Annotated in this window: 18 protein-coding genes and 2 pseudogenes; 13 read left to right on the top strand and 7 right to left on the bottom strand. The window is 70.7% G+C overall.

Going from position 1 to position 25254, the window contains the following annotated elements; all coding sequences use genetic code 11:
• Nucleotides 1-22: 22 nt before the first annotated feature.
• Nucleotides 23-520: a hypothetical protein gene (locus ABT078_RS10030; protein WP_351225801.1), complete on the bottom strand. Its 498-nt coding sequence runs from the start codon at nucleotides 518-520 to the stop codon at nucleotides 23-25.
• Between the two features lie 379 nt (nucleotides 521-899).
• On the opposite strand from ABT078_RS10030, the gene ABT078_RS10025 reads away from it, so the two are divergent.
• From ABT078_RS10025 to ABT078_RS10015, 3 genes and pseudogenes are all read left to right on the top strand, one after another.
• On the top strand, nucleotides 900-2456 hold the full coding sequence (locus ABT078_RS10025) for a DUF1254 domain-containing protein (RefSeq protein ID WP_351225799.1): 1557 nt from the start codon (nucleotides 900-902) through the stop codon (nucleotides 2454-2456).
• Nucleotides 2457-2738: 282 nt separating this feature from the next.
• Entirely contained in the window at nucleotides 2739-3593 is an 855-nt protein-coding gene (locus ABT078_RS10020) for a class I SAM-dependent methyltransferase (protein ID WP_351225797.1), read from the top strand.
• Between the two features lie 184 nt (nucleotides 3594-3777).
• A pseudogene (locus tag ABT078_RS10015) lies at nucleotides 3778-3975 on the top strand (oxidoreductase); the annotation flags it as partial.
• Nucleotides 3976-4471: 496 nt separating this feature from the next.
• Here ABT078_RS10015 and ligA read toward each other — a convergent pair.
• Nucleotides 4472-6565, bottom strand: coding sequence for an NAD-dependent DNA ligase LigA (gene ligA, locus ABT078_RS10010; protein ID WP_351225795.1), 2094 nt, complete (start codon nucleotides 6563-6565; stop codon nucleotides 4472-4474).
• Nucleotides 6566-6769: 204 nt separating this feature from the next.
• On the opposite strand from ligA, the gene ABT078_RS10005 reads away from it, so the two are divergent.
• Entirely contained in the window at nucleotides 6770-7168 is a 399-nt protein-coding gene (locus ABT078_RS10005) for a hypothetical protein (protein WP_351225793.1), read from the top strand.
• A 105-nt stretch (nucleotides 7169-7273) separates the two neighbouring features.
• Here the strand turns inward: ABT078_RS10005 and ABT078_RS10000 are convergent, their stop codons facing one another.
• Nucleotides 7274-10477, bottom strand: coding sequence for an acetyl-CoA carboxylase family protein (locus ABT078_RS10000; protein ID WP_351225791.1), 3204 nt, complete (start codon nucleotides 10475-10477; stop codon nucleotides 7274-7276).
• Nucleotides 10478-10556: 79 nt separating this feature from the next.
• Between ABT078_RS10000 and ABT078_RS09995 the strand changes: the two genes are divergently transcribed.
• The 3 genes from ABT078_RS09995 to ABT078_RS09985 all read left to right on the top strand — a co-directional run bounded on the left by ABT078_RS09995 (nucleotide 10557) and on the right by ABT078_RS09985 (nucleotide 12285).
• Entirely contained in the window at nucleotides 10557-11210 is a 654-nt protein-coding gene (locus ABT078_RS09995; RefSeq protein WP_351225789.1) for a TetR/AcrR family transcriptional regulator, read from the top strand.
• On the top strand, nucleotides 11180-11326 hold the full coding sequence (locus tag ABT078_RS09990) for a hypothetical protein (RefSeq protein ID WP_351225787.1): 147 nt from the start codon (nucleotides 11180-11182) through the stop codon (nucleotides 11324-11326). Before ABT078_RS09995 ends, ABT078_RS09990 begins: the two co-directional genes overlap by 31 nt.
• A gap of 278 nt (nucleotides 11327-11604) precedes the next feature.
• Nucleotides 11605-12285, top strand: a complete 681-nt coding sequence (locus tag ABT078_RS09985) for a class I SAM-dependent methyltransferase (protein WP_351225785.1) — start codon at nucleotides 11605-11607, stop codon at nucleotides 12283-12285.
• A 116-nt stretch (nucleotides 12286-12401) separates the two neighbouring features.
• On the opposite strand, the gene ABT078_RS09980 is transcribed toward ABT078_RS09985, so the two are convergent.
• Together ABT078_RS09980 and ABT078_RS09975 are read right to left on the bottom strand one after the other, a co-directional pair.
• Nucleotides 12402-13850: an ATP-binding protein gene (locus ABT078_RS09980; protein WP_351225783.1), complete on the bottom strand. Its 1449-nt coding sequence runs from the start codon at nucleotides 13848-13850 to the stop codon at nucleotides 12402-12404.
• Entirely contained in the window at nucleotides 13847-15505 is a 1659-nt protein-coding gene (locus tag ABT078_RS09975; RefSeq protein WP_351225781.1) for an NAD(P)/FAD-dependent oxidoreductase, read from the bottom strand. Before ABT078_RS09975 ends, ABT078_RS09980 begins: the two co-directional genes overlap by 4 nt.
• 528 nt (nucleotides 15506-16033) lie before the next feature.
• Between ABT078_RS09975 and ABT078_RS09970 the strand changes: the two genes are divergently transcribed.
• The gene (locus ABT078_RS09970) at nucleotides 16034-16735 is read left to right on the top strand and encodes a hypothetical protein (protein WP_351225779.1); all 702 of its coding nucleotides are present in this window, start codon (nucleotides 16034-16036) and stop codon (nucleotides 16733-16735) included.
• Nucleotides 16736-16875: 140 nt separating this feature from the next.
• Here the strand turns inward: ABT078_RS09970 and ABT078_RS09965 are convergent, their stop codons facing one another.
• Nucleotides 16876-17952: an NAD(+)/NADH kinase gene (locus ABT078_RS09965; RefSeq protein ID WP_351225777.1), complete on the bottom strand. Its 1077-nt coding sequence runs from the start codon at nucleotides 17950-17952 to the stop codon at nucleotides 16876-16878.
• 383 nt (nucleotides 17953-18335) lie between these two features.
• On the opposite strand from ABT078_RS09965, the pseudogene ABT078_RS09960 reads away from it, so the two are divergent.
• Both ABT078_RS09960 and ABT078_RS09955 read left to right on the top strand, forming a co-directional pair.
• A pseudogene (locus ABT078_RS09960) lies at nucleotides 18336-18521 on the top strand (substrate-binding domain-containing protein); the annotation flags it as partial.
• A 366-nt stretch (nucleotides 18522-18887) separates the two neighbouring features.
• A complete protein-coding gene (locus tag ABT078_RS09955) occupies nucleotides 18888-19346 on the top strand; it encodes a transglycosylase SLT domain-containing protein (protein WP_351225775.1) in 459 nt (152 codons plus the stop codon).
• Between the two features lie 222 nt (nucleotides 19347-19568).
• Here the strand turns inward: ABT078_RS09955 and ABT078_RS09950 are convergent, their stop codons facing one another.
• Nucleotides 19569-20525 carry an endonuclease/exonuclease/phosphatase family protein gene (locus ABT078_RS09950; RefSeq protein ID WP_351226008.1) on the bottom strand — a complete coding sequence of 319 codons (957 nt, stop codon included), beginning with the start codon at nucleotides 20523-20525 and terminating at the stop codon, nucleotides 19569-19571.
• 416 nt (nucleotides 20526-20941) lie between these two features.
• Here ABT078_RS09950 and ABT078_RS09945 point away from each other — a divergent pair, with 416 nt between their 5' ends.
• The 3 genes from ABT078_RS09945 to ABT078_RS09935 all read left to right on the top strand — a co-directional run bounded on the left by ABT078_RS09945 (nucleotide 20942) and on the right by ABT078_RS09935 (nucleotide 25135).
• Nucleotides 20942-22003 carry an ATP-binding protein gene (locus tag ABT078_RS09945; RefSeq protein ID WP_351225774.1) on the top strand — a complete coding sequence of 354 codons (1062 nt, stop codon included), beginning with the start codon at nucleotides 20942-20944 and terminating at the stop codon, nucleotides 22001-22003.
• Nucleotides 22000-23796, top strand: a complete 1797-nt coding sequence (locus ABT078_RS09940; RefSeq protein ID WP_351225772.1) for a vWA domain-containing protein — start codon at nucleotides 22000-22002, stop codon at nucleotides 23794-23796. The genes ABT078_RS09945 and ABT078_RS09940 overlap by 4 nt, the downstream gene beginning before the upstream one ends.
• A 121-nt stretch (nucleotides 23797-23917) precedes the next feature.
• Nucleotides 23918-25135, top strand: coding sequence for a cysteine desulfurase-like protein (locus tag ABT078_RS09935; protein WP_351225770.1), 1218 nt, complete (start codon nucleotides 23918-23920; stop codon nucleotides 25133-25135).
• Nucleotides 25136-25254: the final 119 nt, after the last annotated feature.

Here is a 25254-nt window from a genome sequence, read left to right as displayed (position 1 = left end):
GGCCGCGCGTCCTACGGGTGGATCACAGGTAGTCGAAGAACCGGGTCCACCACGTCGCCCCCTCGCTGTACTCGCCCAGAGGCGTCACCCCGTCGTAGGGGCGGCACAGGGCACGTTCCGGGATCAGCACGTAGCCGAGGGAAACCACCGCGGCCTCGGCCGTACGGCGGTCGGCTGGAGTCAGGGCGCCTTGCGCCTGTGCCTCGTCCAGGTCCAGGTAGCTGCCGGGGTTCTCCGCGGCGACGACGGCGAAGGCACCGAAGTTGCTCAGCCGGAACGTGATCCGCTTTCCGGCAGCGGCCATCTCGGCCGGGACCACGACATCCCCGTGAAAGCTCGCGTCCTGAACTGCGGTGTCGACCACGCAGCGGCAGTCGAAGCCGGTCTCCAACCGCTCGACCAGAGCGTGGACACGTGCGAGGGCCCGACGGTGGTCGAAGCCGTCGGGGAACTCCAGGTGATCGGGGCCCGCCGTCCGGTCGACCGCACGCAGTACCGCTTCGACGTCCGTCTCTGTCACCACGAGTGTGTACTGTCGCACACACTCTCTTCGGCGGTGGCTCCTGTACGAAGGTGCGGCACCTGGTGGTGGTCGACGCCTCGCCGAGGGTCTGCTGCACGCGGAGCGGTTCCCGATGACCACCGTGCCCATTCCCGCACCAGTTTTCCCCGAAGAGGGCGCCCTCGCGGTCGCCGACCAGCCACTCACCCAGGTGGCGATGCCTTCAAGCTTCCCGGAGCCCCGGCCGCGTCGAGGGCCCTCGGGGTCACCGCCGGGGCAGGCTGCCCTCGCGGGCCGGCGGATCTCGTCCGCGTTGGCGCTCCTCCGGATGAGTTCTATGGTGAGAAGTGGTGCAAGGCTCTCCCACGAGGTGTTCACAACGGGAAGGGACATGATCATGTCCGAAGCCACCCGTCGCCGTCCGCTCCGGCGGACGCACGACGATGCCGCAGGCATCACGGCCACCATCAACCGGGCAGCGAACGCCGCGGGCGTTGCGGGTCGGGCCGCAGCGGATGCCGTGAGGCACCCCCATGCCGTTGTGGACCGGTTCCGGCATCTGCCTCACGCGCTGCCACTGGTCCGGCAGGCGGTGACCCCCATCCTGACCGGACGGGTGCGCAACTGGCGTGGGGAGTACGCATACACGTTGGGTGAGCAGGCATTCGTCTACGGTCTTCCGTACATCTACAACGCCCGGCTCCGCCACCAGTGGGTGACCCAGCCCCGTGACCCGGCGGCAGTGCCGTACGCCGCGGTCAACCATTTCTGGCACGCGCAGCGACTGCTTGACGCCTCGTACCGGGACGGCGGATGTCCGAACAACGACACCCTGTACTCGACCGCGTGGGTGGACCTGCGCAGCGAGCCGGTCATCCTCTCGCACCCGGACATGGGTGATCGCTACTTCTCCTTCGAACTGATGGGCATCACCTCCGACAACTTCGACTACGTAGGTCAGCGCTCCACTGGATCAAAGGCCGGCCATTTCGCGATCGTCGGTCCGGACTGGAGCGGGAAGCTTCCCGCAGGTGTGCGCCGTGTCGCGACCGCGCCGAGCCCGTGGATCCTGATCCTCGGCAGAACGCTGGTCGACGGCGCGGACGACGTGCCGAACGTAGCGGCGCTCCAAGCCCAGTACCGGCTCACGCCGCTCAGCTTCTTCGGCCGGGACGGCGGGGCCGTAGACCAGGCGCGGCTCCCGGCGAGCCGCGAGGTACTGGCGCCGGCGGACCCCGCGCAGGATCCGCTCGGCCCGTGGAAGACGCTCAACGCCATGCTGGCCGAGAACCCGCCACCGGCGCATCACGCAATTCTGCTCCAGCAGTTCGCCGAGGTCGGCATCGGTCCCGGTCTCGATGTCGAGGCCCAGCCGGAGGCGGTCAAGCAGAACCTCGTCCGGGCCGCGGCTGTCGGTGTCCCGATGCTCAAACAGCAGATGCTCAGCGGTGATTGGGCACATGTGGTGAACGGTTGGCACTATCCGCCGCCGCAGATGGGCCGCTTCGGCGACGACTTCCTCAAGCGCGCCGCCGACCAGTCGCTGGCGGGCATCATGGCCAACGATCCCGACGAGGCGGTCTATCTGCTCAACTACGACGACGCGGACGGGAACAAGCTGTCGTCCGGCCGGTACACACTGCATTTCGGCGCGAGCGCGACGCCGCCCGTCGATGCCTTCTGGTCCCTTTCCGCGTACGGCGACGACATGAACCTGATCCCCAACCCGGTCGACCGCTACTCGGTCGGGGACCGCACGCCCGGACTCGTCATGGACCCCGACGGTGGTCTGACCATCCATCTGCAGTCCACATCACCGGGAGACGACCGCGAGCCCAACTGGCTCCCCACGCCCGAAAACGGCACCTGGTTCGTGATCCTGCGTATGTACCGGCCGCACCGCGAGGTCGTGGACGCGGCGTGGGAATGCCCTCCGCTCACCCGCGTGGACTGACCCGTCAGTGCTGGACGGAGGCCTTGAGCAGGAGGATTCTGCGCAACTGCCGACTCCGGGGCGACGCGTCCACCCCGCCATGCCGGGCAGCGCACCGTGACGGCGGCCAGGTACTCACCGTTCGCGCGGGTCGATGCGCGTGCGGCGCGCCTCGGCCGGAGAGGCGGTGTGCCGTGGAGGATCGTTCGGGTGGCGGGCCGCAGGCCCGCCCTCCGGTGCCAGTTCCTTCCGTGAAGAGGCCGCCTTGCCCCTGACCGACACCATGTCTGCCGCCGCCCCGTCATGAGGAGTACAGAGGCGAGCGGAGGCGAAGACCGTGAGGGCCGCTACGGTGAAGCCGTCTTCCGTCCGGAACAGGCGGGCGAGGACGAGCGCATCGACCTCGGCGCACTGGCCTACGACGACACGACCCTGACGCGGCTCACGGAACTGGGCGCCGGCCCGGGCTGGCACTGTCTGGACGTCGGTGCCGGCACCGGCTCCGTGGCGCGACTCCTGCTGAGCCAGGCCGGTGTGGCGGACGTACTCGCCGTCGACCGCGACGTGCGCTTTCTCACCGACCGCCCCTTCCCGGGCCTCACCGCCATGGAGGCGGACATCACCGACCCGGCCTTCGATCCCGGTCGACCCGGTCGGTTCCAGCTGGTCCACGCACGGTTCGTCCTCATGCACCTGCCCTCCCCTGACAAGCTGATCACGAAGCTGAGCAGCCTCGTCGCCCCCGGTGGAGTCCTCGTCCTCAGCGACGCGATCGACCTGACCACGGAAACGGCGCCCGTCACCCCGTACACCCGGGTCATGCGGGCGATGTGGCAGGGCCTCCGTGACACCATCGGCACGGACATCACCTGGGTGACGCACTGCCCGCAGCTCCTGCGCACGACGGGACTCACCTCGGTGGCCGCCGAGATCCATGTGCCTCCGCTGCTGCCCGGCAGCCCCATCAGCCGCTTCTGGGCCGACACATGGGAGCGCGCGCGGGGGGCGATCGTGGCCACCGGGCTGGTCGGCGACGAGGCGATCGACACGGCAAGGCGCTATCTGGACTCGCCCGACTGTGCAGCGTTGTCACCAGGGATGATCACCACATGGGGATGGAAGCCCGCGGATGCAGCATGGAGGGCTCCGCGGGGGTAGTGGCCCTGCCACCCGGCGCGGCGTACGCATGCGTACGCCTCTTGTCCAGCTGGTACCGCACGCGTGACCTGCTGTCCCCGGGGCCGCCCGGGTACCGCGAGCGCGGACGACGGGACAGCCGTCGGCGCCGGGCCCGGCATCTGCCGGGTGTGCTGCGCGTGCGTGCGCGCCTGCCGACGATCAGTGGCTGGTCGAGCCGGGCTCGGAAGGCTGGTCGGCCCGGAACGGCGCCGCGGCGCGCGCCGCAGGGCTCCGTCATCGGCCCAGGGCGGAGCTGCTGGCCGACACGGTGCTCTGGGAACGCGAGCAGGGTCTGGACCGGGAACGACGAGCCGGCCTCAGCGCCCAGCGCGAGCGCGAGCTGCTCGACGCTCTCGGCTGACGGCTCCGGCCTCCCCCTGTTCGCGCCATGCCTCGGGGCGACGCCGATTGGTGCCTCGTCGATGTGAGGTGGAAACGCAACGTCGAGGCGCCTGGTGAGCCGGTGCCTCACCCACGATCAGCAGGGCATCTCGCTGCGGCACGAGCGCCAGGGCGAGACCTGCTTCGGCAGCATGGTGTCGCGGGATGCGTCTTGCCTGACTCGAGCTGAGGGCGAGGCTGCGGCTGCGGCTGCGGCTGCGGCTGCGGCTGCGGCTGCGGACAAGGAATGCGGCAGTGCCTCGCAGGGGCCCACCTTGCGAGGCGTCCGCGGCATCGACCGTCGTCGGGCACCCGGACGGGTTGGGGTACGGATCCGTGCGAAAGCCGGGTCGCCGGTCATCGTCGTGCGCAGAGGAACACCCGGACCCCCAGCTGCGGGTCCCGCAGCCGGGGATGGGGCGCTTCGCGGGCTCGCCCGACGACGCCGCCCTCGACGAGGCCGTAATGTCGCCGGCCTATACGAGCTCGGGAAGGAGGTCGGCGACCTGGGCGGCGAACTCGTCCGGTGTGACGATCTCGAGGTTGAGCTGCTCGGCCTTGGTGCGCTTGGATCCGGCGCCCTCGCCCGCGACGACGAGGCTGGTTCGCTTGGAGACGCTGGAGGACGACTTGCCTCCGGCGCGTTCGATGAGCTCGTTCATCTGGTTGCGGGTGAGGTCCGCGAGTGGGCCGGTCATGGCGCCGGTGACCACCACGGTCATGCCGACCAGCGGTCCCGCAGGAGCGTCCGGCTCGTCGGGATCCGCGACGGGGGTGGCAGGGGCGGGGGTGGCGCCGGGTTCGGTCATGTTGACCCCGGCGGCGATGAGCTTGTCGATGACCGGTGCGAGTTCGGCGAGCTCCGCGACGATCACCGGGGCCTTTTCGACGCCGATGCCCTCCACCTGCTGCATCGCCTCGGCGTCCGCCTGCCGGATCGCGTCCATGGTCGCGAAGTGGCGGGCGATTCGACGGGACATCGAGCGGCCGGTGCCACGGACGCCGAGCGCGCACAGCACTCGGTTGAGCGGGCGGCCCTTGGCCTGCTCGATCGCGGCCAGCAGGTTGTCGGTACTGGTCGCGCCCATGCGGTCCAAACCGAGCAGCTGGTCGCGGGTGAGCGTGAACAGGCCGGCGATGTCGGTGACCAGGCCGGCGTCGACGAGTTGCACGACCCGGGTGGTGCCCAGGCCTTCGATGTCGAGCTGGTCCCGGCCTGCCGCGTAGGAGAGGGAGGCGACGAGGTGGCAGTTGCGGCCGCGCTCGCAGCGCCACCGCTGCTCGCTGGTGTCGATGCCGGATCCGCACTGCGGGCACACCTCCGGGAAGGCGATGGGCTGTTCGGTGCCGGTGCGCAGATGGGCGACGGGGGCTTCGATGCGCGGGATGATGTCGCCCGCCTTGTAGACCATGACCTGGTCGCCGATGCGCAGATCGCGGCGGGTGATGTCGGCCGGGTTGTGGAGGGTGGCGTACGTGACGGTGGAGCCGTCGATCTCGACCGGTTCCAAGACCGCGCGCGGTGCGATGATCCCGGTGCGGCCCACCGCCCATTCCACGTCCAGGAGCCGGGTGATCTTCTCGACAGCGGGCAGCTTGTACGCGATCGCCCACCGGGGCGCACGGGACCCGGATCCGGCGGCCTGCTGGTCCTCTGCCAGGTCCGCTTTGACGACGATCCCGTCGATCCCGAACGGCAGCTCGGCGCGGAGGGCGGCGATCTCCTCGACGCGGGCAAGGACCTCGTCGGTCGTGGTCACCGTGCGGCCCGGCACCGCGGTGTCGGCCGCCGTGTGCACGCCCAGAGCGGCGGCGTACTCGATCAGCTCCCCGTGCGGGAGCCGTTCCAGGCGCTCCGCAAGCGGTGCGTCGGTTGCGGGCAGCGCCAGCAGCCCGTAGGCGAAGAACGTCATCTCCACCCTGTACGCCCGGTCCTTCGCGCGCAGGGTCCCGGCCGCGGCGTTGCGCGGGTTCGCGAACGGCTCTCCCCCGTGCTGGACGCGGGTGGTGTTCGCGGTCTCGAACTGGTCGGTGGTCATCAGCACCTCACCGCGCAGCTCCAGGCTGACCGGCTCGGTGAGCCGGTCGGGCAGGCCGACGACGGTTCCGGTGGCGTGCGAGACGTCCTCACCGGCGGTCCCGTCTCCACGGGTGATCAACCGGGTCAGGCGACCGTTCTCGTAGCGGGCGGCGATCGCCAGGCCGTCGAGCTTGGGCTCCACGCTCCACTGGGCGACGGGCCGCCCGATCCGCCGCTCGAGCGAGGCGGCCCAAGCGGTGAACTGCTCGGCGGAGAAGACGTTGTCCAGTGACAGCATCGCCGTGGTGTGCGGGACGTCCCCGCCGACGGCGCCGCCGGCGACCTTACCCGTCGGCGAGTCCGGCAGCACCTGGTCGGGGTGCTCCGCCTCCCAGTGCCCGATCGCACGTACCAGCTGGTCGTACGCGGCGTCGTCGAGGTCACTGTCGCCGCCCGTGTAGTACGCGGCCGCTGCCTTCTGTGCGTCCTCGACCGCCTGCGCGTACGCGGCAGCATCGGCAAGGACCGGAGTCGTTGTCATGGGTGTCATCGTGCCGGGTCGCACTGACAATCGAGTTCGACCGGCCCGCGAGGGGGATCACCGTCCGGTCGCCGATCCCTCGCTCGCACGCGAGCCGTCGGAGCTTGGTCCCCTGGAGTCGGCGGTGAGGTCACGGCCGAAGTCCGTCGCCTCGCAGTACTCTCCCCTTGCCATGGGACCGGTCGTGCCCCTGTGTCAGTGCCCTGCGGCAGGATGACCGCCGTGAACACCGAGACATTCATACAGGTCTGGCAGCGGCTTCTCACCGACCCTCACAAGTCGTGGGTGCTGTTCGAGCACGGCACCTGTGTCGTGCTGACCGCTCCGGACGGAGAGCTTGCCGAGCAGGCCACAGGGATCCTCGAGGAGTTCGGCCCTGTCCGTGTCGGATCACCGGCAGCGGACTTCGGGGTGATCGACCTCGAGGATGCCGAGGGGTGGGTCGTCACCGGGGACCACCCTGACATCCTCACCTATGTCGGCCGTGGTGAGCCGCATGATCAGTCGGACATCGCTGTCGGGTTGTACGGGCGTTCCAAGCGCGATCGGGACGGCACCGAACTTCGTATCGTCCATGTCGAGGACAGGCGGGGCTCGGCGGGGCCGGCCTAGGGTGCCCGCAGCGCGCTCCGGATGACCGCCCTGCCCCGGGCCGGGGCGGGGCGGGGTACCGGCGCGGTTGCGGCTCCCTTCCTCGGCCGGTGCACGCCGGGCCCCTCACCAGGTGTCGAGGAATCCCCGGCGGCCCGTCTTCGCGACGTCCGCCCGATGCCCGTCCAGCGCCGCCAGCACCCATTCCCGGGAGGCGGCCGGGTCGATCACCGCGTCGATCTCCAGTGCGGCGGCGGCGTTGACCGCCTTGCCGTGCTCGTACAGCTCGGCGACGCGTTCCTCGAACGCCCGTTGCCGTGCCGCCGGGTCCACGATCGCGGCGAGTTCCTTGCGGTAGCCGAGCCGTACGGCGCCCTCCAGGCCCATGCCGCCCAGCTCTCCGCTCGGCCAGGCGGCGGTGGCCAGCGGTGCGCGGGTCGAGCCGCCCATCATGGCCATCGCACCGAGCCCGTAGGCCTTCCGGAGGATCAGCGACACCAGTGGTACGCGCAGATGTGCGCCGGCCACGAACAGCCTGGCGAAGTGGCGCACCGTCGCCGTCCGTTCGGCGTCGGGGCCCACCATGAAGCCGGGCGTGTCGCAGAGGGAGACGACCGGCAGCCCGAAGGCGTCGCAGAGCTTGAGGAAGCGGGCTGCCTTGTCGGCGGCGTCCCGGTCGATCGCACCACCGAGATGACCGGGGTTGCTGGCGATGAGCCCCATCGGGCGCCCTTCGACGCGGATCAGCGCCGTGATGATCCCGGTGCCGAAGCCGCTCCGGAGCTCCAGCACCGATCCCGTGTCCGCGAAGCCCTCCACGACGTGCCGGATGTCGTAGGCGCGACGCCGGTTCTCGGGGACGGCATGGCGCAGCAGCCGTGGATCGGGGGCCTGCCAACTCTCCTGCGGTCCCTGGAAGTAGGACAGGTACGTCCGGGCCGCACGCACCGCCTCCGCCTCGTCCTCGACAGCGATGTCCACCACACCGTTGGGCACCTGGACGGACAGCGGGCCGACTTCCTCGGGCGTGTACACGCCGAGCCCACCGCCCTCTATCATCGCGGGCCCGCCCATGCCGATGGTCGCGTCCGGCGTAGCGATCACCACGTCGCAGCAGCCCAGCAGCGCCGCGTTGCCCGCGAAGCAGCGCCCGGACGCGATGCCGACCAGCGGCACCAGGCCGCTCAGCCGGGCCATCTGATGGAACGTCATCACGTCCAGACCCGCTACGGACGTGGTGTCCGTGTCACCGGGACGGCCTCCGCCGCCCTCGGCGAACAGCACCACCGGAAGCCGTCGCTCGGCCGCGAGCTGCAGCATCCGGTCCGTCTTGCGGTGGTTCTGCAGCCCCTGGGTCCCGGCGAGGACGGTGTAGTCGTACGACATGGCGACGACCGGGGATCCGGCGATCCTCCCGGTGCCGGTCACCATGCCGTCCGCCGGGGTGGAGACGATCAGGTCCTGAAGTGGGCGCCGTTGGCGCTGTGCGGCGACGGCGAGTGCCCCGAACTCGGTGAAACTGCCGTCGTCGCACAGGCCGGCGATGTTCTCGCGGGCGGTGCGCCGCCCGATCCGGTGCCGTTTGGCGACCGCCTCCGCGCGGTGCTCGTCCAGTGTGACGGCGTGCCGTGCCCGTGCCTCTGCGAGATCGGGGCGCACGGCATCGAGATCCACCGCCGCGGAATCCGGCTCCATGGTCGCGGGACCGTCCGCGGGGTCCATGAGCACCAGTGGCTGCCCTTCGGAGGCGGTGTCGCCCACCGCCACGAGGACAGCGTGTACGGTTCCGGACTTCCCGGCGCGGACGACGTGCTCCATCTTCATCGCTTCCAGCACGAGCAGTTGCTGACCGGCGGTGACCGGCTGCCCGGCCGTCGCATCGACGGAGACGACCGTGCCGCTCATCGGCGCCGCCACCGGGGCGTCGGCACCGGCCCCGGCATCGGCGGCCGCGGACACCCATCCGGCCCGTCCGTCGGCCGACCGTTCGGCCGGCTGTTCGGTCAGCTGCTCGGCAAAGCCGGTGTCCGTGCCGCCGGCGCAGAACTCCGGATCCCGGAGCACCGCGTCCAACAGCGGAATCCCTGTCCTCACGCCCTCGATGCCGAACTCGCTCAGTGCCCGCCGCGCCCGCTCGCAGGCCGCCGCGAAATCCGCGCCCTCCGGCACCCGGGCGATCACCTTCGCGAGCAGCGGGTCGTAGCGCGTGCCGGTGGCGTCCCCGGTCCGCATCGCCGTGTCCACGCGAACGCCAGGACCTGTCGGCACCTCGAACCGGGTCAGTGTGCCCGGCTCCTCGGCGTACACGCGTGCCTGCACGGCGAACCCGCGCGGCGGTGCCGGCGGCCGGCCGAGGCCGAGCGAGGCGAGCGTCCGACCGGCTGCCAGCCGGAGTTGCACGGCCACCAGGTCGACGCCGGTCACTTCCTCGGTGACCGTGTGTTCCACCTGGAGGCGCGGGTTGGCCTCGATGAAGTGGAACTCCTCGCCGCTGACGAGGAATTCGAAGGTGCCGAGCCCGGTGTAGTGGGTCTCTCGCGCCATCCGCAGGGCGCAGTCGAGCAGCCGGTCGCGCACCGGCGCGCCGAGGGCGGGGGCCGGAGCGGTCTCGATCAGCTTCTGGTGGCGCCGCTGGGCGCTGCAGTCGCGCTCCCAGAGGTGGGTGACGGTGCCGGACGTGTCGCCGAGCACCTGCACCTCTATGTGACGGGCGCCCGCCTGCAGCCGTTCCACGTACAACTCGCCACGTCCGAAGCCCTGCTCGGCCTCCGACCGGCAGCGTTCCCAGGCCTCCTCCAGCTCGTCGGCGCCCCGCACCGCCCGGATGCCGCGCCCGCCTCCTCCGCCGACGGCCTTCACCATCACGGCGCCGCCGGGCCCGAGCCCGGTCAGGAACTCCCGGGCCTCCGCAAGACTTGTCGGCCCGTCGGTCCCGGCGAGCACCGGCACCCCGAGCCGCGCCGCCAGTGCCCTGGCGCGGGCCTTGTCGCCGAAGAGGGCGATCACGTCGGGATCGGGGCCGACGAAGGCGATGCCCTCGGCCGCGCAGCGCGCCGCGAAGTCCGCGTCCTCGCTGAGGAAGCCGTACCCCGGGTGCAGCAGCCCGCACCCGGCCTTCCGGGCCGCCGCCAGCACAGCGGCGCCGTCCAGATACGCGGCCGGCCCCGTGCCGGGCAGCGGATGCGCCTCGTCGGCGAGGCGCACATGGGCCGCCCGCGCGTCGTCCTCGGCGTACACGGCCACTGTCCGCATCCCCGCCTCCGCCGCGGCCCGGAGCACCCGGACGGCGATCTCCCCGCGATTGGCGACCAGTACGGCGTCAGAACCCATGAGCCCCTCCAGCAAGTCCGGCACGAGACGGCGCCGCCATGCTCATTGACATTGGCGTCAACGTCAATAAGCTCGCCGCGTGGCACGCAGACAACAGCCCTGGGCGACCAGGACCGCACGCGACCGCACCGACGCACCGACGCGGACCCAACTGCTCGACGCCGCCGAGTCGGTGTTCGCGCGCCGCGGCTACGGGCCCGCGACCATCGCCGACATCACGGCCGATGCCGAGCTCTCACGGGCGAGCTTCTACGTCTACTTCGCCTCGAAGGAGGAGATCTTCCGCGTCCTGGCGGGACGCGTACGGGACGCGTTCCTCGCCGCGCAGGACGTGCCGGGCGTCGATCCGGACGACGCACACGCGGTCGCCGAGGCGTCCACGGCCGCCTTCATCTCCGCCTACGCCCGGCACCTGCCACTGCTGCGGCTGATCGAGCAGCAGGCGCAGACCGACGGCGAGGTCAGGGAGTTGTGGGAGGAGATCCAGGAACGCCCCGTCCACCGTGCCGCCCGCTACATCCGCAGGCTCTCCGCCGAGGGCCGGCTCGCCCCCGTCGCCGATCCGCTCTCTGTCGCCCGTGCCGTGGGCGGGATGAGCATCCAGTTCGCCCGCCTCGTCGCCCAGCGGCCGAAGGAGCACGACGCCGCCGTCCGCGATGTCACCGCCATGTATCTGCACCTGCTCGGAAGAGGAGCCGCACGATGCGAACCGGCCGGACCGAGGAGTACCTGATCGACCTCCGCGCCCGCCGGGCCAAGGCCCGTCGGGGCAAGCAGCCGGGGACCGTGACGCATCGCGCGGGCGAGCGGACGGTGCCCGGGTTCGTGCCCCACCCGGCAGCGGACTGAGCGCCGACGCCCTGCACGAGTGGGCGACCGAGGTCATGGCCCCGTACAAGGTCCCCGGGATCGAGCCGGTCGACGCCTTCCCGATGTCCGCGACCGGCAAGATCAGGAAGACGGAGCCGGCCGAGCGGGCCGGCCGCACCCGGCGTGCACCGTGAACACCGGCCGGGCTACGCGGCGGGGCATCGGGGCACCATGCCGAGGAGTGGTAACAGCCAACCGTCGCAGCCGTACGGGAGCGGACAGCGGCAGCTTCACATCGAGACCGGAGGGACGGGCAGATGGCGCCCACGGCGGCATACGACGAGATCGCAGACTGGTACGAACAGGAGTTCCTCGGCGGCCAGGGTGCCGAGACCATGGACGGCAACCCCGCCGGCCTCGGCCGTCTGCTCGACGATCTTCTCGGAGCGGGCAGCGGGATCTGTCTCGAGATCGGCTGCGGTACCGGCATCCACGCCGCCCGGGTGCGTGACCTCGGCCGGACGCCGATCGGAGTGGACCTGTCCGACGGCATGCTGCACCACGCACGCAACCGCCTGCCGACTGCGCGGGCCGACGCCGCGCGTCTGCCCATCCGCGACAACTCCGTCTCGGCCGCCATAGCGGTAATGGTGCACACCGACATGCACGACTACCCGACGGTGCTCCGCGAGGCGGCCCGGGTCCTGCGTCCCGGCGGGGTGTTCGTGCACATCGGCGTCCACCCCTGTTTCTGCGGAGGATTCATCGACCGCAGCGACCCCGACGCGGTGGTCGTCTCCCCCGGCTACCTCGATGGGGTGTGGACGAAGAAGTCGTGGACGGACCAGGGGATCCGCGACAAGGTCGGGGCCACGCACCTTCCGCTGCCCACACTGCTCAACGCCTTCCTCGACGCGGGTCTGGCGCTCGAAGGGATCGGCGAACAAGGTGCCCCCACCCCGGTCGTCATGACGGTCACGGCACGCAAGGCCGGATGACGTGCTCAGCCGTGCGACCGTCGGCCTGAGGTGATCCCTCCGGTCAACGGCCTTTCTGATCGAGGCCGCCGCCCCTCAGGTGCCGGAACGGGAGCCGGTGCCGTAGCGGGCGCAGTTCAGACGGGCTCCTCCACGGCTGGGGTTGTGATCGGGAGCGAGACCCGGAACCGGGTGTCGCCCGGGCTGGATGCCACGCGGATGTCGCCGCCGTGTTTGTTCACCACGATCCGGTAGGAGATGTCCAGGCCCAGACCGGTCCCCTCGCCCACAGGTTTGGTGGAGAAGAAGGGCTCGAAGATGCGCGGTCGGACGTCCGGGTCGATGCCCCTGCCGGTGTCCCTGACCTCCACGAACACATGGGCGTCGTCGTGCCAGGTGGCGAGTGTCAGGGTGCCGCCGCCGTCCATCGCGGCCAGCGCGTTGTCGATGAGGTTGGTCCACACCTGGTTGAGCTCCGCACCGTAGGCGGGGACGCGCGGAATGCCGCGGTCGTACTCCTTCACCACACGGACGCCCTCGGGGAACTTGGCCTGAAGCATCACAAGGGTGGCGTCGAGGAGTTCGTGGACGTCGACGGGCTGCTGGGCGGAGCGGTCGAGCTGGGAGTACTGGCGGGCCGCCTCGACGAGTCCGGAGATGCGCTGGACCGCGTCCTCGATCTCGCCCATCAGCAGTTCGGTGTCCACGGTGTAGGTCAGCCAGCCGACCGCGGCCCGGCGGTTGTCCTCCGACAGGTTGTCGGTGGCCTCGGCCAGCCATTCGGCGTCGATGCCGCCGGAGACCAGAACGGGAGCGACGTCCCAGGCGTTGTCGATCCCTGCGCTCTCGAGCCAGTCGCCGAGTTCGTCCTCGGCGTCGGCCGCCTCGATCGCCGACAGCGAAGGTGCGCCGATGGCCCGGCGCACCGCTGCGTCCTGCATTTCGACCAGCTGGTGCAGGCGTGTGCCGTCCACCCGGCCGTCGGCGATGAGCGCCAGTTTGTGCCGCATTTTCGACACTCGGTCACGCAGGGTTTCCGTGGCGCGCACGGCAGCCGCCGCCGGATTGTTCAGCTCGTGGGTCAGGCCTGCCGTCAGTGAGCCGAGGGCGACGAGCCGCTCGCGCTCACCGACGATGACATCGCTGGCGCGTGTCCCGAGAAACATTCCCTCGAGCAGGTGCAGGGCCATCGGGAACCAGGTCCTCACTGCGGTGGCGAAGTCGGCAGCGGGCAGAACAAAGAACTCCACTTCGGTGATCGCGCGCATCGTGTGGGAGTAGGCCTGGTCCACGCGGTCGCCGAGGTAGGCCTGTACGGCACCTGCGTAGGCGCCTTTCTGGTCGGTACGGCCGAGCTCGATCTCGTCACCGTGCACCAGCCGGCTGAGCGCGACGGCGCCACGGAGCAGCACGAAGAAACACGTCGCGTTCTCCCCCTGTGCATAGACGGTCTCCGACGCCTCGCGCACCTCGACGCGTCCGCGCTCGGCCAGCCAGGACAGCTGCTCGGCGTCGAGCGCCTCGAAGAGGAAGAGAGTGCCCAGCTCGTCCGGGGTCAGCGTGGTGCGCGGGGTCTGGGCGGTCATTGCGCCTCCAGGTAGCGGTGCACGAGCGTCACTGCCATGGCTCCCTCGCCCACCGCCGAGGCGACCCGCTTGACCGACTCGGCACGTACGTCCCCTGCGGCGAAGACACCGGGCACGCTGGTCTCGAGGTGGTACGGGGAGCGCACCAGCGGCCACCGGGGCGAGCGGCCCCCTGCCGCAGGCAGGTCAGGACCGGTCAGCACGAACCCGCGTTCGTCGCAGGCCACCAGGCCGCCCAGCCACTCGGTCTGCGGTTCGGCGCCGATGAACACGAACAGCCAGGAAGCGTCGACGGTCGTGGTGCTGCCGGTGCGGTTGTCGCGCAGGGTGAGCCGCTCCAGATGGCCCTCGCCGGTGCCGGAGTCCACCTCGGTACAGGGGTGGACTTCGATGTTGGGCGAGGCCTCGATCTGCTGGATCAGGTAGTGGGACATCGAGCGGGTGAGGTCGGGGCCACGCACCAGGAGGTGGACGCGCTTCGCGTAGCGCGAGAAGTAGACGGCTGCCTGCCCGGCCGAGTTGGCGCCACCGACGATGTACACGTCGTCGCCCCGGCAGTTGGCCGCTTCGAAGGCCGCGGATCCGTAGAAGACGCCGGCGCTCGTGTAGGCGTCGAGGTTCACTCCCGCGAGGCGTCGGTAGGAGACCCCGGTGGCGAGGACGACGGTGTGCGCGCCGATCGACGTGCCGCCGGCGAACCGCAGCACGCGTCCTGCTCCCGCGGCCTCCAGCGCCACCACCTCGGTCGCGCTGAGGATCTCGGCGCCGAAGCGGGCCGCCTGCCGCCGTGCGCGGTCGGCCAGCTGCGCTCCGGACACTCCGTCCGGGAAACCCAGGTAGTTCTCGATGCGGCTGCTCTGTCCCGCCTGACCCCCGGTTGCGCTGCGCTCGACCAGTACCGTGCGCAGCCCTTCGGAGGCCGCGTAGACGGCTGCGCCCAGGCCGGCCGGGCCCGCTCCGATGACGACGACGTCGTAGAAGTCGGCGGCGGGGCTCGTGCTCAGACCGACGTGCTCGGCGAGTTCCGCCTCCGTGGGGGCGTGCAGCACCTTTCCGTCGGAGGTGACCACCAGCGGGACGTCCGCGGTGGTGAGGCCCGCGGCTCGGAGCAGCTGGGCGCCTTCGGGCTCGTCGGCGGCGATCCACCGGTAGGGGACGAGGTTGCGCGCGAGGAACTCTCGTACGGCGAAGGAGGGCGCGGACCAGCGGTGGCCGACGACCCGGGTCTCGGGAGCCTCCAGGTCGGGGGTCGCGTCCCAGAGATCCAGCAAGGTGTCGAGGACCGGATAGAGATTTTCCTCCGGTGGGCTCCACGGCTTCATGAGGTAGTGGTCGAGGTCCACGACATTGATCGCGTCGATGGCCGCCCCGGTGTCCGCGTATGCGGTCAGCAGCACCCGCCGCGCCTGTGGAAAGAGATCCATGGCGGTTTCCAGGAACTGGACGCCGTTCATGGCGGGCATGCGATAGTCGGCGATCATCACGGCCACCGGTTCGCCTCGCAGTTTGACCTCGCGCAGGGCTTCCAGGGCCTCGTCGCCCGAGGACGCACGCAACACACGGAACCGGTCACCGTACCGGCGCCGCAGGTCACGAGCGATGGCCCGGGAGACCCCTTGATCGTCGTCGACGGTCAGGATCGTCGCTTTTGCCATCACCTCATCATGCGCCCGCGGCGGCCTTCACGCCTACCAGCCGCCCAACCACCGAGGGCCGTGCCTGCCTGCCGTCTCGGAGCGGCGCAGTCGGCACGCGCGCCCGGCACCGGCGGTATCGCGCGACGCGGCTGTCGGGCAGGTCCCGTCCGCCCCTGTCCGCGCGGCCGCGGCCAGGCCGAGACCATTCCACAATTGTTGAGGGTTCACCTATGCGTCCGTGGAGAGGACAGTGTCCCCGGACTTCGCTTCCCGCCCGCCCCGGGGAAGATCGTCCGGCTGAAACACCACGGACCCCTTCGCGGCGACGTGACCGCCTGCCACCGACTCACAACACACGGCCCGCGGACGGGCGCAACGCCGGCCGGGCGTACAACGTCCGCACGTTCACTCGTTGTAGGGAACGAAGTGGCCTCTCACGGCGGTCGCCCGACGCAGCGATGTGTCATCCGCCGTACAACACCCGTACCCTGCACTCACAACACCGGGCATCTCAAGATGCCCGCCCTCGCGTTTCAGGAGCACACCATGACAACGGCAGCCATCGCAGCGGACAGCATCGAGGCAACAACTTCCCTGCTGGAGACGGAACTTCCTCAGCTGGAGAAGCAGCAACAGGCGCTGGAGGAAGAACTTGCCGCGGTCTCGGAACGGTTGGATTCGGTCCGCAGAGCCCTGACGGCACTGACCGCCCTGTCCACCACCGCCATCCCGAAGCCCCGCACTGCCGAGTCCGACGTCCACGCCGGAGCGGAAGGAGAGGCGACCCCGGTCGAGCCGGCCGCTGAAACGGAACCCGCACCGGAGCCGGTCGCGGTCGACGGCACGCCGGTGGTTGACGACGCAGCGGCTCCGCAGAAGGCAGCGGCCCCCCGCAAGACCGGCGAAGACACGAAGAAGAGCGCCGCGTCCAAGGCGGGCGACACGTCGGCCACCGCAGGCCGCCCGGCGAAGAACTCCACCACTGCCAAGGCGACGAAGGCCAAGCAGACACGGGGCACCGCTCCCGCTGCAGCCGTTCAGGACGCCGGCGGCCTCACCGAGCAGGTGATCGCCGTCCTGGCCCGTCACGCCGACACTCCGCTGCGCGCCCGGGACGTGGCGCAGTCCATCGGCCGCGACGACACCACGGGCAGCATCAACGCGGTACGCAGCACCCTCGACCGCCTCGTCGCCACCTCCCGCGCCCACCGTGCCGGCCGCGGGCTCTACCAGTTCCCCGCCGCCTGACCTTTGCGGCCGACCTGGACCTCACGACCAGCGGCTCCGGGCGCCTGCGCGGCTGCACCGCCACCTCCATGGCCGTCCTTGTCGCGCGGGCGCGGGTGATGCAGCGGTGCCGCGGCTCGGCGAGAGCGCACCGGCAGTGGTCACTGCATCGGGTAGGTACCGGTCTGGACGGGCGGCAGGCTCAAGTGCGCCAGGTCGGGCGGCGCCGGAGTCGTCAACGGCCACAGCGGTGCCGCTTCCCCGTCGGCGGCCGCTGCCGGGGCGTCGGTCAGCCTCATGCGCTCGCGCAGACGTCCGTAGAAGTCGGTGGGCCCCAGCCGTACCGCTCGCAGCGGGCGCGGCGAGGCGTACACGCCGATCCACTCTCCGGGTCGGAGCACGCCGCGCAGCTGGCCGTCGATGCTGACCGCCGCGTGACCCGAACGTTCGAGAAGGCGTAGGGCGATGGGTTCGTCGGGGGCCGCGATGACGGAACGGTTGAAGGCCATGTGGGGAGCGACGGGGGTGAAGACCAGTGCCGCGGCGCGGGGCGAGATGACGGGTCCGCCGGCGGCGAAGCTGTAGGCGGTCGAGCCGGTCGGGGTGGCGACCATGACCGCATCGGCGGAGTACGAGGCCAGCAGTCTGCCCGCGAGGTAGACGCCCACCGACACCTGGTGATCGCGCGCCAGCTTCTCCAGGACGACGTCGTTGAGCGCGGTCGCGTTCAAGGCGATGCCCCAGCCGCCGCCCTTCGCGCAATCCGCGCGCACACGCGGTGGCGGCAGGAGCGGGCCCCGGCCGTAGCGCATCAGGGCGTCCATGCCTTCGGGCAGTTCCAGCGCGCATGAGGCGCGCATGGTGAGCAGCATGCGGCTCTCCGTGTTGCAGCGTTCCTCGTGGACGGCGTCCAGAGCCAGTCGTACGTCCTGGGCGGGTACCTCGGTCAGGAAGCCGACGCGTCCGAGATCGACACCGAGCACAAGGGCATCGTGCTCAGCGGCCAGGCGGGCGCCGCGCAGGAAAGTGCCGTCTCCCCCCAGGGTCACGATGAGGTCGGGGTCGCCTGCGGCATCGAGCTCCTCCTGGGCACTGTGCCGCTGTTCGCCTTCGTGCCACACGTCGATGTCCGTGCAGCGGACACCGTGGCTGTCACACCACGAGCGAACGACCCGAGCCGCCTCGACAGCCTCGGGGCGCCCTTCGTGGACGACGAGTCCGACTCGTGCCACTGCCATGTTCAGCCTCCTCGTATGGGCGACGCGATGTCCTTGAGGACCGTGGGTCGTCGCAGTGCCTTGGGTCAGGGTTCGGCTTCGGTGTGGTGTGTGGTGCATGTGGTGTGTGGGCGGCTGTCGGGATGGCCGTCGCCAGTGTGCATGCGTGCGTGCCGTCATCACCGGTGACACGGCGAGGGTGGACCGATCCCGGCGCGTTCGCTCGCCGGGGGTGGTTTCTGCGGCATGGATCTTCAGGGAGCCGCACAGGCCGAAGACCCGGTCCTACGGGAGCAACTGATCGTTCCGCCCGGACGGCTGCCGGTGCCCGCCGCGCCGGCCGGCATGGTCTACATTCTGCGCCCGACAGGGGCCTGGCGCGAAGCGCCGAGCCAGGTCACGGGTTGGCGGTGGGCGGCTTCGACGACGCGCACGCCGCGCCGGCGGCCAGACCCTGGCTCACCACGATCCGGCAGCCGTGGGACCGGATCAGCAGGGAGATGGTCCGGATGCTGCTCGCCCGGATCCGGGGGGAGGACACGGCCGGCGTCATCCTCCCGACGGAACCGGTCCGCCGGGAATCGGCTTGACCGGCCCTGGCGGAACCTACGGCCGGCCGGTGGGCGGGGCGCTCGTACGCGTCCCGCCCACCGGCGTTCCGACCCGGTCTCGCGGCGGTGCCGCGGTTTGCACCGCGCAGGAGGACGCGATCATCCCGGACAGGCAGGGAGCCACTACCCGACAGAACGGACATATCCGATAAAGGCCGACATGCGGGGAAACGGTTTGGGCCGATTGCACTGAATTCCCCACACCTGTGGCGGCAATCACAGATTGCACACCTTGCCGCCAACCCCCACCTTCCCGATCCTGAGAACCTAGGCGGAACCACCCATTCCATATGAACCGCCGTACACGGGACCACGCACTGAAAAATCACGTGAAAGGGCGGCACCATGCGGCTTTCCGCACTCCCCAAGCGAGCGGCTTCCAGGACGGTCCGCTGCCTCGCCGGCTCGGCCGCCACCGCCGCAGTCCTGTTCGCCACCAGCGCCGCCGTCGCGCCGACCCCGGCCGCCGCGGCGCCCGCGAGCGCGGAGCGCGTCGACGTCTGGATCAAGCACGCGCTGCTCGTCATGGAGGGCAAGGGAATTCCCGGAACGCACGAGGGAATCCGCCGGAATCTCATGCGCGAATCCAGTGGCGATCTCTACGCAATCAACCTGTGGGATTCCAATGCAAAGGCTGGAATACCCTCCAAAGGCCTCATGCAGGTCATTGACCCCACATTTCGGACATATCACGTAGATGGCACCTCGTGGGACATCTACGATCCCATCGCCAACATCACCGCGGCCTGCAACTACGCAGCCCAGCGTTACGGCAGCATCGACAACGTCAACGGACCCTACTGACGGGCGCCCCGATCCCGGCGCTCCCCGGCTCGCGGCAGCGAGCGCTCCACGAGGGTCGCATGCGTGAGGACGACGGCACCGCAGGCACGAGCCTGCGGTGCCGTTCGTGCGCCACAGGCTGGAAACCGGGGCTCGCTTCGTCAGGTGTGCGCCGCTCCCCGTCCGGCCGTGGCGCTCGCCCCGTGATCGCCGAGTTCCACGCACACCGCCGCAGGTGCCCGGTCAGCGGGTGAAGCTGATGTGTGCGGCGATCGGCAAGTGGTCGCTGCCCGTCGCCGGCAGGGACCAGACGCCGGTGACGGTCGCCGAACGGGCCATGATCTGATCGATCCGGGCCAGGGGGAAGCCGGCGGGCCAGCTGAAGGCGAAGCCGGAGTCCGCCGTCTGCAGCTGCGAGCTGACCGGAGCCAGCCCGCGATCGTCCACGGTGCTGTTGAGGTCTCCGAGCAGAATCACCTTGTCCAACGGTTCGGCTTCCACGGCCCTGCCGAGGAGCGCGGCGCTCTCGTCCCTCCATGCGGAGGCGAACCCGCTTCTCAGGCCGAGGCGCACCGAGGGCAGGTGCGCCACATGGACCGCGACGTCGCCGTGCGGTGTTCTGGCGGTGGCCCTCAGTCCGCGGTTCCAGCCCTCCGAGATGCCCCGCGGTTTGATGTCCAGCGGGCGCACATCGGTGAGTGGGTACTTCGACCAGAGCCCGACCGTGCCCGTGGTCGCACGGTGCGGATACTCCGGCGCCAAGACCGCCCCGTAGGCGGGCAGAGCGGAGGGCGTCACTTCCTCGAGGGCGATGAGGTCGGCTCGTGCCTTGATCAGCTCCCTGGCCGTGCCCGCCGGGTCCGGATTCTCGTCGCTGACATTGTGCTGAAGCGCGATGACATCGTGGGCCGAGCGGTCCCCGGGAAGCAGAAGGCCGCCGAAGACACTGAGCCAGGCGACAGCGGGCAGCACCATCGCCGTCAGCGCGACGGCTGAGCGACGCAGCAGTGCCAAGGCCGTCAGGACCGGGACGGTCAGGCCGAGCCACGGCAGGAAGGTCTCCAGAAGGCTGCCCGCACGGCCGATGCCATTGGGCACCACGGCGTGAAAGGCCAGCAGACAGGCGACAGTTACAGCGAGCAGCGCGAGAGCACGTCCCCGCCGCCAGGACAACAGCCGACGCTCGTCGTCGCCGCGCATCGCCCCGCTGCCGCTGCCGCTGCCCACGTGCAGGTGCAGGTGCCGCCTGATTGCCCCTCGGACACCCGAAAGGGAACTGCTTTCTGCCGCTCTCATCGTCCGCCCCTGCTCGCCCGGATCCGCCGTCACCGCGCCGCATCGTGACCGCGGGGCACGACGTCGCACCGTACGACGACGCAGGACGCACGCCTGCGGTTGCGAGCCGCACCGGCACGCACGCGCGTCGATCTGGTGTGACGAGCGGGAAAATCAGCTGCGCCGGGGCGCTCGGTCGGCCGACACTGATCAGGCCTGCGGGACGAGCCTTGGTCCCGGGCTGCTGCGCCCCTTCGCCTCTCACCGCCCGCCTTCCCTTCCCCGGTTCCCGGTTCCCGCGCGGGTTCCCGGTTCCCCCTCGTTTCTCTTGGAGTTCCCCCTTGCAGGCAGCCGTCACCGTCACGCCCGCCCAGATTCCCGAGCTGCTGCTCGGCCTCGCGGCAGTGCGGCCCGTCTTCCTCTGGGGAGCACCCGGTATCGGCAAGTCGTCCCTCGTACGGAACTTCGCCGAGTCCCTGGGACTCGAGTGCGTCAGCCTGCTGGGCACCCAGCTCGCGCCCGAGGATCTCATCGGCGTCCCGCAGATTCGCGACGGCCGGTCCGTGTTCTGCCCGCCCGAGGCGATCGCCAGGGACACGCCGTACTGCCTGTTCCTCGACGAACTCAACGCGGCGACCCCCGATGTGCAGAAGGCCTTCTACTCGCTCATCCTCGATCGCCGTATCGGCGCCTACGAGCTGCCCGCCGGGTCGATCGTGATCGGTGCCGGGAACCGGGCCACCGACAACGCCCTTGCCCGGCCGATCGCTTCCGCGCTCGTCAACCGGCTCACGCATGTGCATCTGCGGGCGAGCGCCACCGACTGGCTGCAGTGGGCGGCGGGTCACGGCATCCACCCCTGGGTGGTGGACCACCTCACCGACCGCCCCGACCACCTCTGGTCGCAGCCGCCCAAGACCGAGGAACCCTTCTCCACCCCGCGTTCCTGGCACATGCTCTCCGATGCGCTGCACTCCTTCGGGCCGGGCATCGGCGAGGAGACCCTCAAGGTCCTCGCGTACGGCACGCTCACACCCTCACACGCGGTCGCCTTCTGCGGGTACGCGAAGATCGTGCGCAACGCGTACGGCATCGAGGCGATCATCAAGGGTGACGCCTCCTGGCCCCGCCGGATCGAGGACCGCGATCTCCTCTACTACCTGGCGGATGCCTTCCGGGGCCGTCTCACCAAAGAACTGCCGGCGAGCAAGGAGCACGCGTCCGACTCGGTTCGCCAGACGGCCTACCGTGCGAAGTCGCTCCTCGTGCAGCTGGCCGAGATCTCGGTCGAAGTCGCCCAGACCGTCATCGCCGACGACGAGAACGGTCAGCCGGTCCTGCCCGCGTGGTTCCTCGTCGAGGCGGCACGTGACATGCCCCGGCTGGTGGAGGCCCGCCGATGAGCCGCCGCAAGGCCGAGAGGGCGGAGCGACCGGACCCGGCGGCCGAAGCGTTCGCCGCCGGCGCCGCCCTGGTCCGGCACAACCCTGCGCTCGCGGCCGTCAAGGCCCAGATCTGCCGCGACGTGAAGTGCGAGGAAGCGCCGGCCGACGGTCTGGCCAGAGTGACCTCCAACGGCACGATCCACGCGCACGCCACCCGCCTCGCCGAGCCCGCCGCCTGGGCATGGGCGCTGGCCCACTGTCTGATCCACCTCGGCTTCGGCCATGTCCCGGCCGCGAAGGGGCCGCGCGTCCAGCCCGACCGGTTCGACGTCGCGGCGCGCTGCACGGTCGTCAACCGGTTCCTGCTCACTTTCCCGGTCGGCCGGGCGCCCGACCACCTTCCGGCGTCCTACCCGGGCGGCGACGAGCAGCAGCTCGCGGCGCGCTGGCGCCGCGACGGCATCCCGCCCGAGTACCGTGCGTGTGGCACGGCGGGTGGCGAACCCGATCAGCAGTTCAGCTCCTGGGACGGCTGGAGCACACCCGAGGACTGGCAGCTCGCCTTCGCCCGCGCCCTGACCGCCACCATGTCGGCGGCGATGGACGTCGCGGGCGGCCACCGCGACAGTCTCACCGGCGCGCGGATCCGCAAGCAGCCCTGGGACCAGGCGCTGAGCTGGTTCGTCTCCTCGTACCCGCTGCTCGGCGGGATCGCCGCCGGTGTCCGCATCGTCGCCGACGCGGAGCTGGCGCGCGCCCACGGAATCGCTGTCGCCGCCGTCGACGCCGCCGCGGGCGAGATCTACGTCAACCCTCTCAAGCACTTCACGCTCCCGGAATGGCGCTTCGTCCTGGGTCACGAGATGCTGCACGCGGCGCTGCGCCACGGTGACCGCCGCGGCGCTCGCGACCCGTTTCTCTTCAACGTCGCCGCCGACTACGTCGTCAACGGCTGGCTTCAGGAGATGGACGTCGGTGAGATGCCCGAAGGGCTGCTGTACGACGCCGGGCTCAAGGACCTGTCGGTGGAGGAGGTCTACGACCGCATCACCACCGATCTGCGACGCCACCGCAGGCTGGCCACGCTCCGGGGCAAGGGTGCGGGCGACATTCTGGGCGAGCCGCTGCGCGCGCCCGCCGCGCCGGTGGACCTGGACGAGTTCTACCGCCGCGCGCTGCTGAACGGCCATGAGCTGCACACCGGACACGAGCGAGGACTGCTCCCCGCCGGGCTGGTCGAGGAGATCCGGGCTCTCGCCCACCCGCCCGTGCCGTGGGATGCCCGGCTGGCACGCTGGTTCGACGAGTTCGTGCCCCGCCCTGAGCCGGTGCGCAGCTATTCCCGGCCCACCCGGCGCCAGGCGTCCACCCCGGACATCCCGCGCGCCGGACGGTACTTCCCGCCGGAGGAGATCGCCCGCTGCACCTTCGGTGTCGTCCTGGACACCTCCGGTTCGATGGACCGACGACTGCTGGGCAAGGCGCTCGGAGCGATCGCCTCGTACGCGGACGCCCGCGATGTGCCCGCGGCCCGGGTCGTGTTCTGCGACGCCGCACCGCACGACGCGGGCTATCTGCCGCCCGCCGAGATCGCCGGCCGGGTACGCGTACGCGGCCGGGGCGGCACCGTACTGCAACCCGGCATCGACCTGTTGCACCGTGCGGAGGACTTTCCGCGCGGCGCGCCGGTTCTGGTCATCACCGACGGCTACTGCGACACCTTGCGGGTCCGCCGCGACCACGCCTATCTCGTTCCGCAAGGCGCCACTCTGCCGTTCACCCCGCGCGGCCCGGTGTTCCGGCTGCGGTGAGCGCACCGGGGTTCCGCGGCACGGCGCCCCGGTGCGCCGTTGACAGACGGCCCGCCTTCGTGAGTAATGGCCGAAACGATCACGCGTCGCCATCCGATCCGTCCGCCCGAGGGGTTGTTCCATGACCTACGACGTCACCGCCGTCCGCGCCCAGTTCCCCGCCCTCAAGGCCGGCTTGGCCCACTTCGACGGCCCCGGCGGCACACAGACCCCGCAGCCCGTCATCGACGCCGTCGCCGACGCACTCGCCAACCCGCTCTCCAACCGGGGAAGCAACACCCTGGGAGAGCGCAACGCCGAGGGCATCGTGACCGGCGCCCGGCAGGCCCTCGCCGACCTGCTGGGGGCGCAGCCTTCCGGCATCGTCTTCGGGCGCAGCGCCACGCAACTGGCGTACGACTTCTCACGCACCCTCGCGAAGACGTGGTCGCCCGGCGACGAAGTCGTCGTCAGTCGCCTGGACCACGACGCGAACATCCGCCCGTGGGTCCAGGCGGCGGCGAGCGCCGGGGCGACCGTGCGGTGGGCGGACTTCGACCCCGCCACCGGGGAGCTCACGCCCGAGGACGTAGGGGCCGTGCTCGGCGAGCGCACCCGGCTGGTCGCGGTGACCGCCGCATCGAACCTCATCGGTACCCGGCCGGCCGTCCCCGAGATCGCCCGTCTCGCCCATCAGGTGGGAGCGTTGCTCCATGTCGACGGGGTGCACTACACCGCCCATGCCTTTGTCGACGTCGACCGGCTGGGCGCGGACTTCTTCACCTGCTCCCCCTACAAGTTCCTCGGGCCCCACATCGGCGTCGTCGCCGGCCGGCCCGAGCTGCTGGAGACACTGCAACCGGACAAGCTGCTGCCGTCGACCGACGCGGTCCCCGAGCGCTTCGAGTACGGCACCCTGCCCTACGAACTCCTGGCAGGCGCGACCGCGGCCGTCGACTTCCTGGCCGGCCTCGGCCCGCGCCGCGACGGGACCCGCCGGCAGCGCCTGGAGTCCGCGAGCGCCGCGCTGGAGGGCCACGAGCACGCGCTGCGCCGGCGCATCGAGCACGGCCTGAACGAACTCGAAGCGATCACCGTGCACTCGCGAGCGGCCGAGCGCACTCCCACACTGCTGCTGACCATGGAGGGCCGCAGCACGGTGGAGGCCTACCGCTACCTCGCCGAGCGCCATGTCGCCGCGCCTTCTGGCTCCTTCTACGCCCTGGAGGCCTCCCGCCGCCTCGGCCTCGGCGACACCGGAGGGCTGCGGGTCGGCCTCGCCCCGTACAACGACAGCGACGACGTCGACCGTCTCCTCCAGGGCCTCACCGACTACCTGCGAACGTCCGCGACTCGCTGACCGCACGCCCACACTCCGACACTTCGAGGCGGCACCCGGCACGTCACCGTGCCGCAGATCGCATCCGGCAAGGACTTACCCACGGATACCCCTTTCCCTGCGGCAATACCTCCTCCACC

The organism is Streptomyces sp. NPDC002133, from assembly GCF_040296405.1.
Classification (GTDB): domain Bacteria; phylum Actinomycetota; class Actinomycetes; order Streptomycetales; family Streptomycetaceae; genus Streptomyces.
Note: the sequence above shows the minus strand (reverse complement) of the source record. Positions and strands in the feature narration are given on the sequence as shown.

Excerpts from the sequence above, each read along its gene's own strand:
- ABT078_RS09935 (WP_351225770.1), top strand. The coding sequence starts at position 23,918 with ATGACCTACGACGTCACCGCCGTCCGCGCCCAGTTCCCCGCCCTCAAG.
- ABT078_RS10005 (WP_351225793.1), top strand. The coding sequence starts at position 6,770 with ATGACCGCCGTGAACACCGAGACATTCATACAGGTCTGGCAGCGGCTT.
- ABT078_RS09970 (WP_351225779.1), top strand. The coding sequence starts at position 16,034 with ATGACAACGGCAGCCATCGCAGCGGACAGCATCGAGGCAACAACTTCC.
- ABT078_RS10025 (WP_351225799.1), top strand. The coding sequence starts at position 900 with ATGTCCGAAGCCACCCGTCGCCGTCCGCTCCGGCGGACGCACGACGAT.
- ABT078_RS10020 (WP_351225797.1), top strand. The coding sequence starts at position 2,739 with ATGAGGAGTACAGAGGCGAGCGGAGGCGAAGACCGTGAGGGCCGCTAC.
- ABT078_RS10000 (WP_351225791.1), bottom strand. The coding sequence starts at position 10,477 with ATGGGTTCTGACGCCGTACTGGTCGCCAATCGCGGGGAGATCGCCGTC.
- ABT078_RS09955 (WP_351225775.1), top strand. The coding sequence starts at position 18,888 with ATGCGGCTTTCCGCACTCCCCAAGCGAGCGGCTTCCAGGACGGTCCGC.
- ABT078_RS09950 (WP_351226008.1), bottom strand. The coding sequence starts at position 20,525 with ATGCGCGGCGACGACGAGCGTCGGCTGTTGTCCTGGCGGCGGGGACGT.
- ligA (WP_351225795.1), bottom strand. The coding sequence starts at position 6,565 with ATGACACCCATGACAACGACTCCGGTCCTTGCCGATGCTGCCGCGTAC.
- ABT078_RS09965 (WP_351225777.1), bottom strand. The coding sequence starts at position 17,952 with ATGGCAGTGGCACGAGTCGGACTCGTCGTCCACGAAGGGCGCCCCGAG.
- ABT078_RS09980 (WP_351225783.1), bottom strand. The coding sequence starts at position 13,850 with ATGACCGCCCAGACCCCGCGCACCACGCTGACCCCGGACGAGCTGGGC.
- ABT078_RS09990 (WP_351225787.1), top strand. The coding sequence starts at position 11,180 with ATGCGAACCGGCCGGACCGAGGAGTACCTGATCGACCTCCGCGCCCGC.
- ABT078_RS09975 (WP_351225781.1), bottom strand. The coding sequence starts at position 15,505 with ATGGCAAAAGCGACGATCCTGACCGTCGACGACGATCAAGGGGTCTCC.
- ABT078_RS09985 (WP_351225785.1), top strand. The coding sequence starts at position 11,605 with ATGGCGCCCACGGCGGCATACGACGAGATCGCAGACTGGTACGAACAG.
- ABT078_RS09940 (WP_351225772.1), top strand. The coding sequence starts at position 22,000 with ATGAGCCGCCGCAAGGCCGAGAGGGCGGAGCGACCGGACCCGGCGGCC.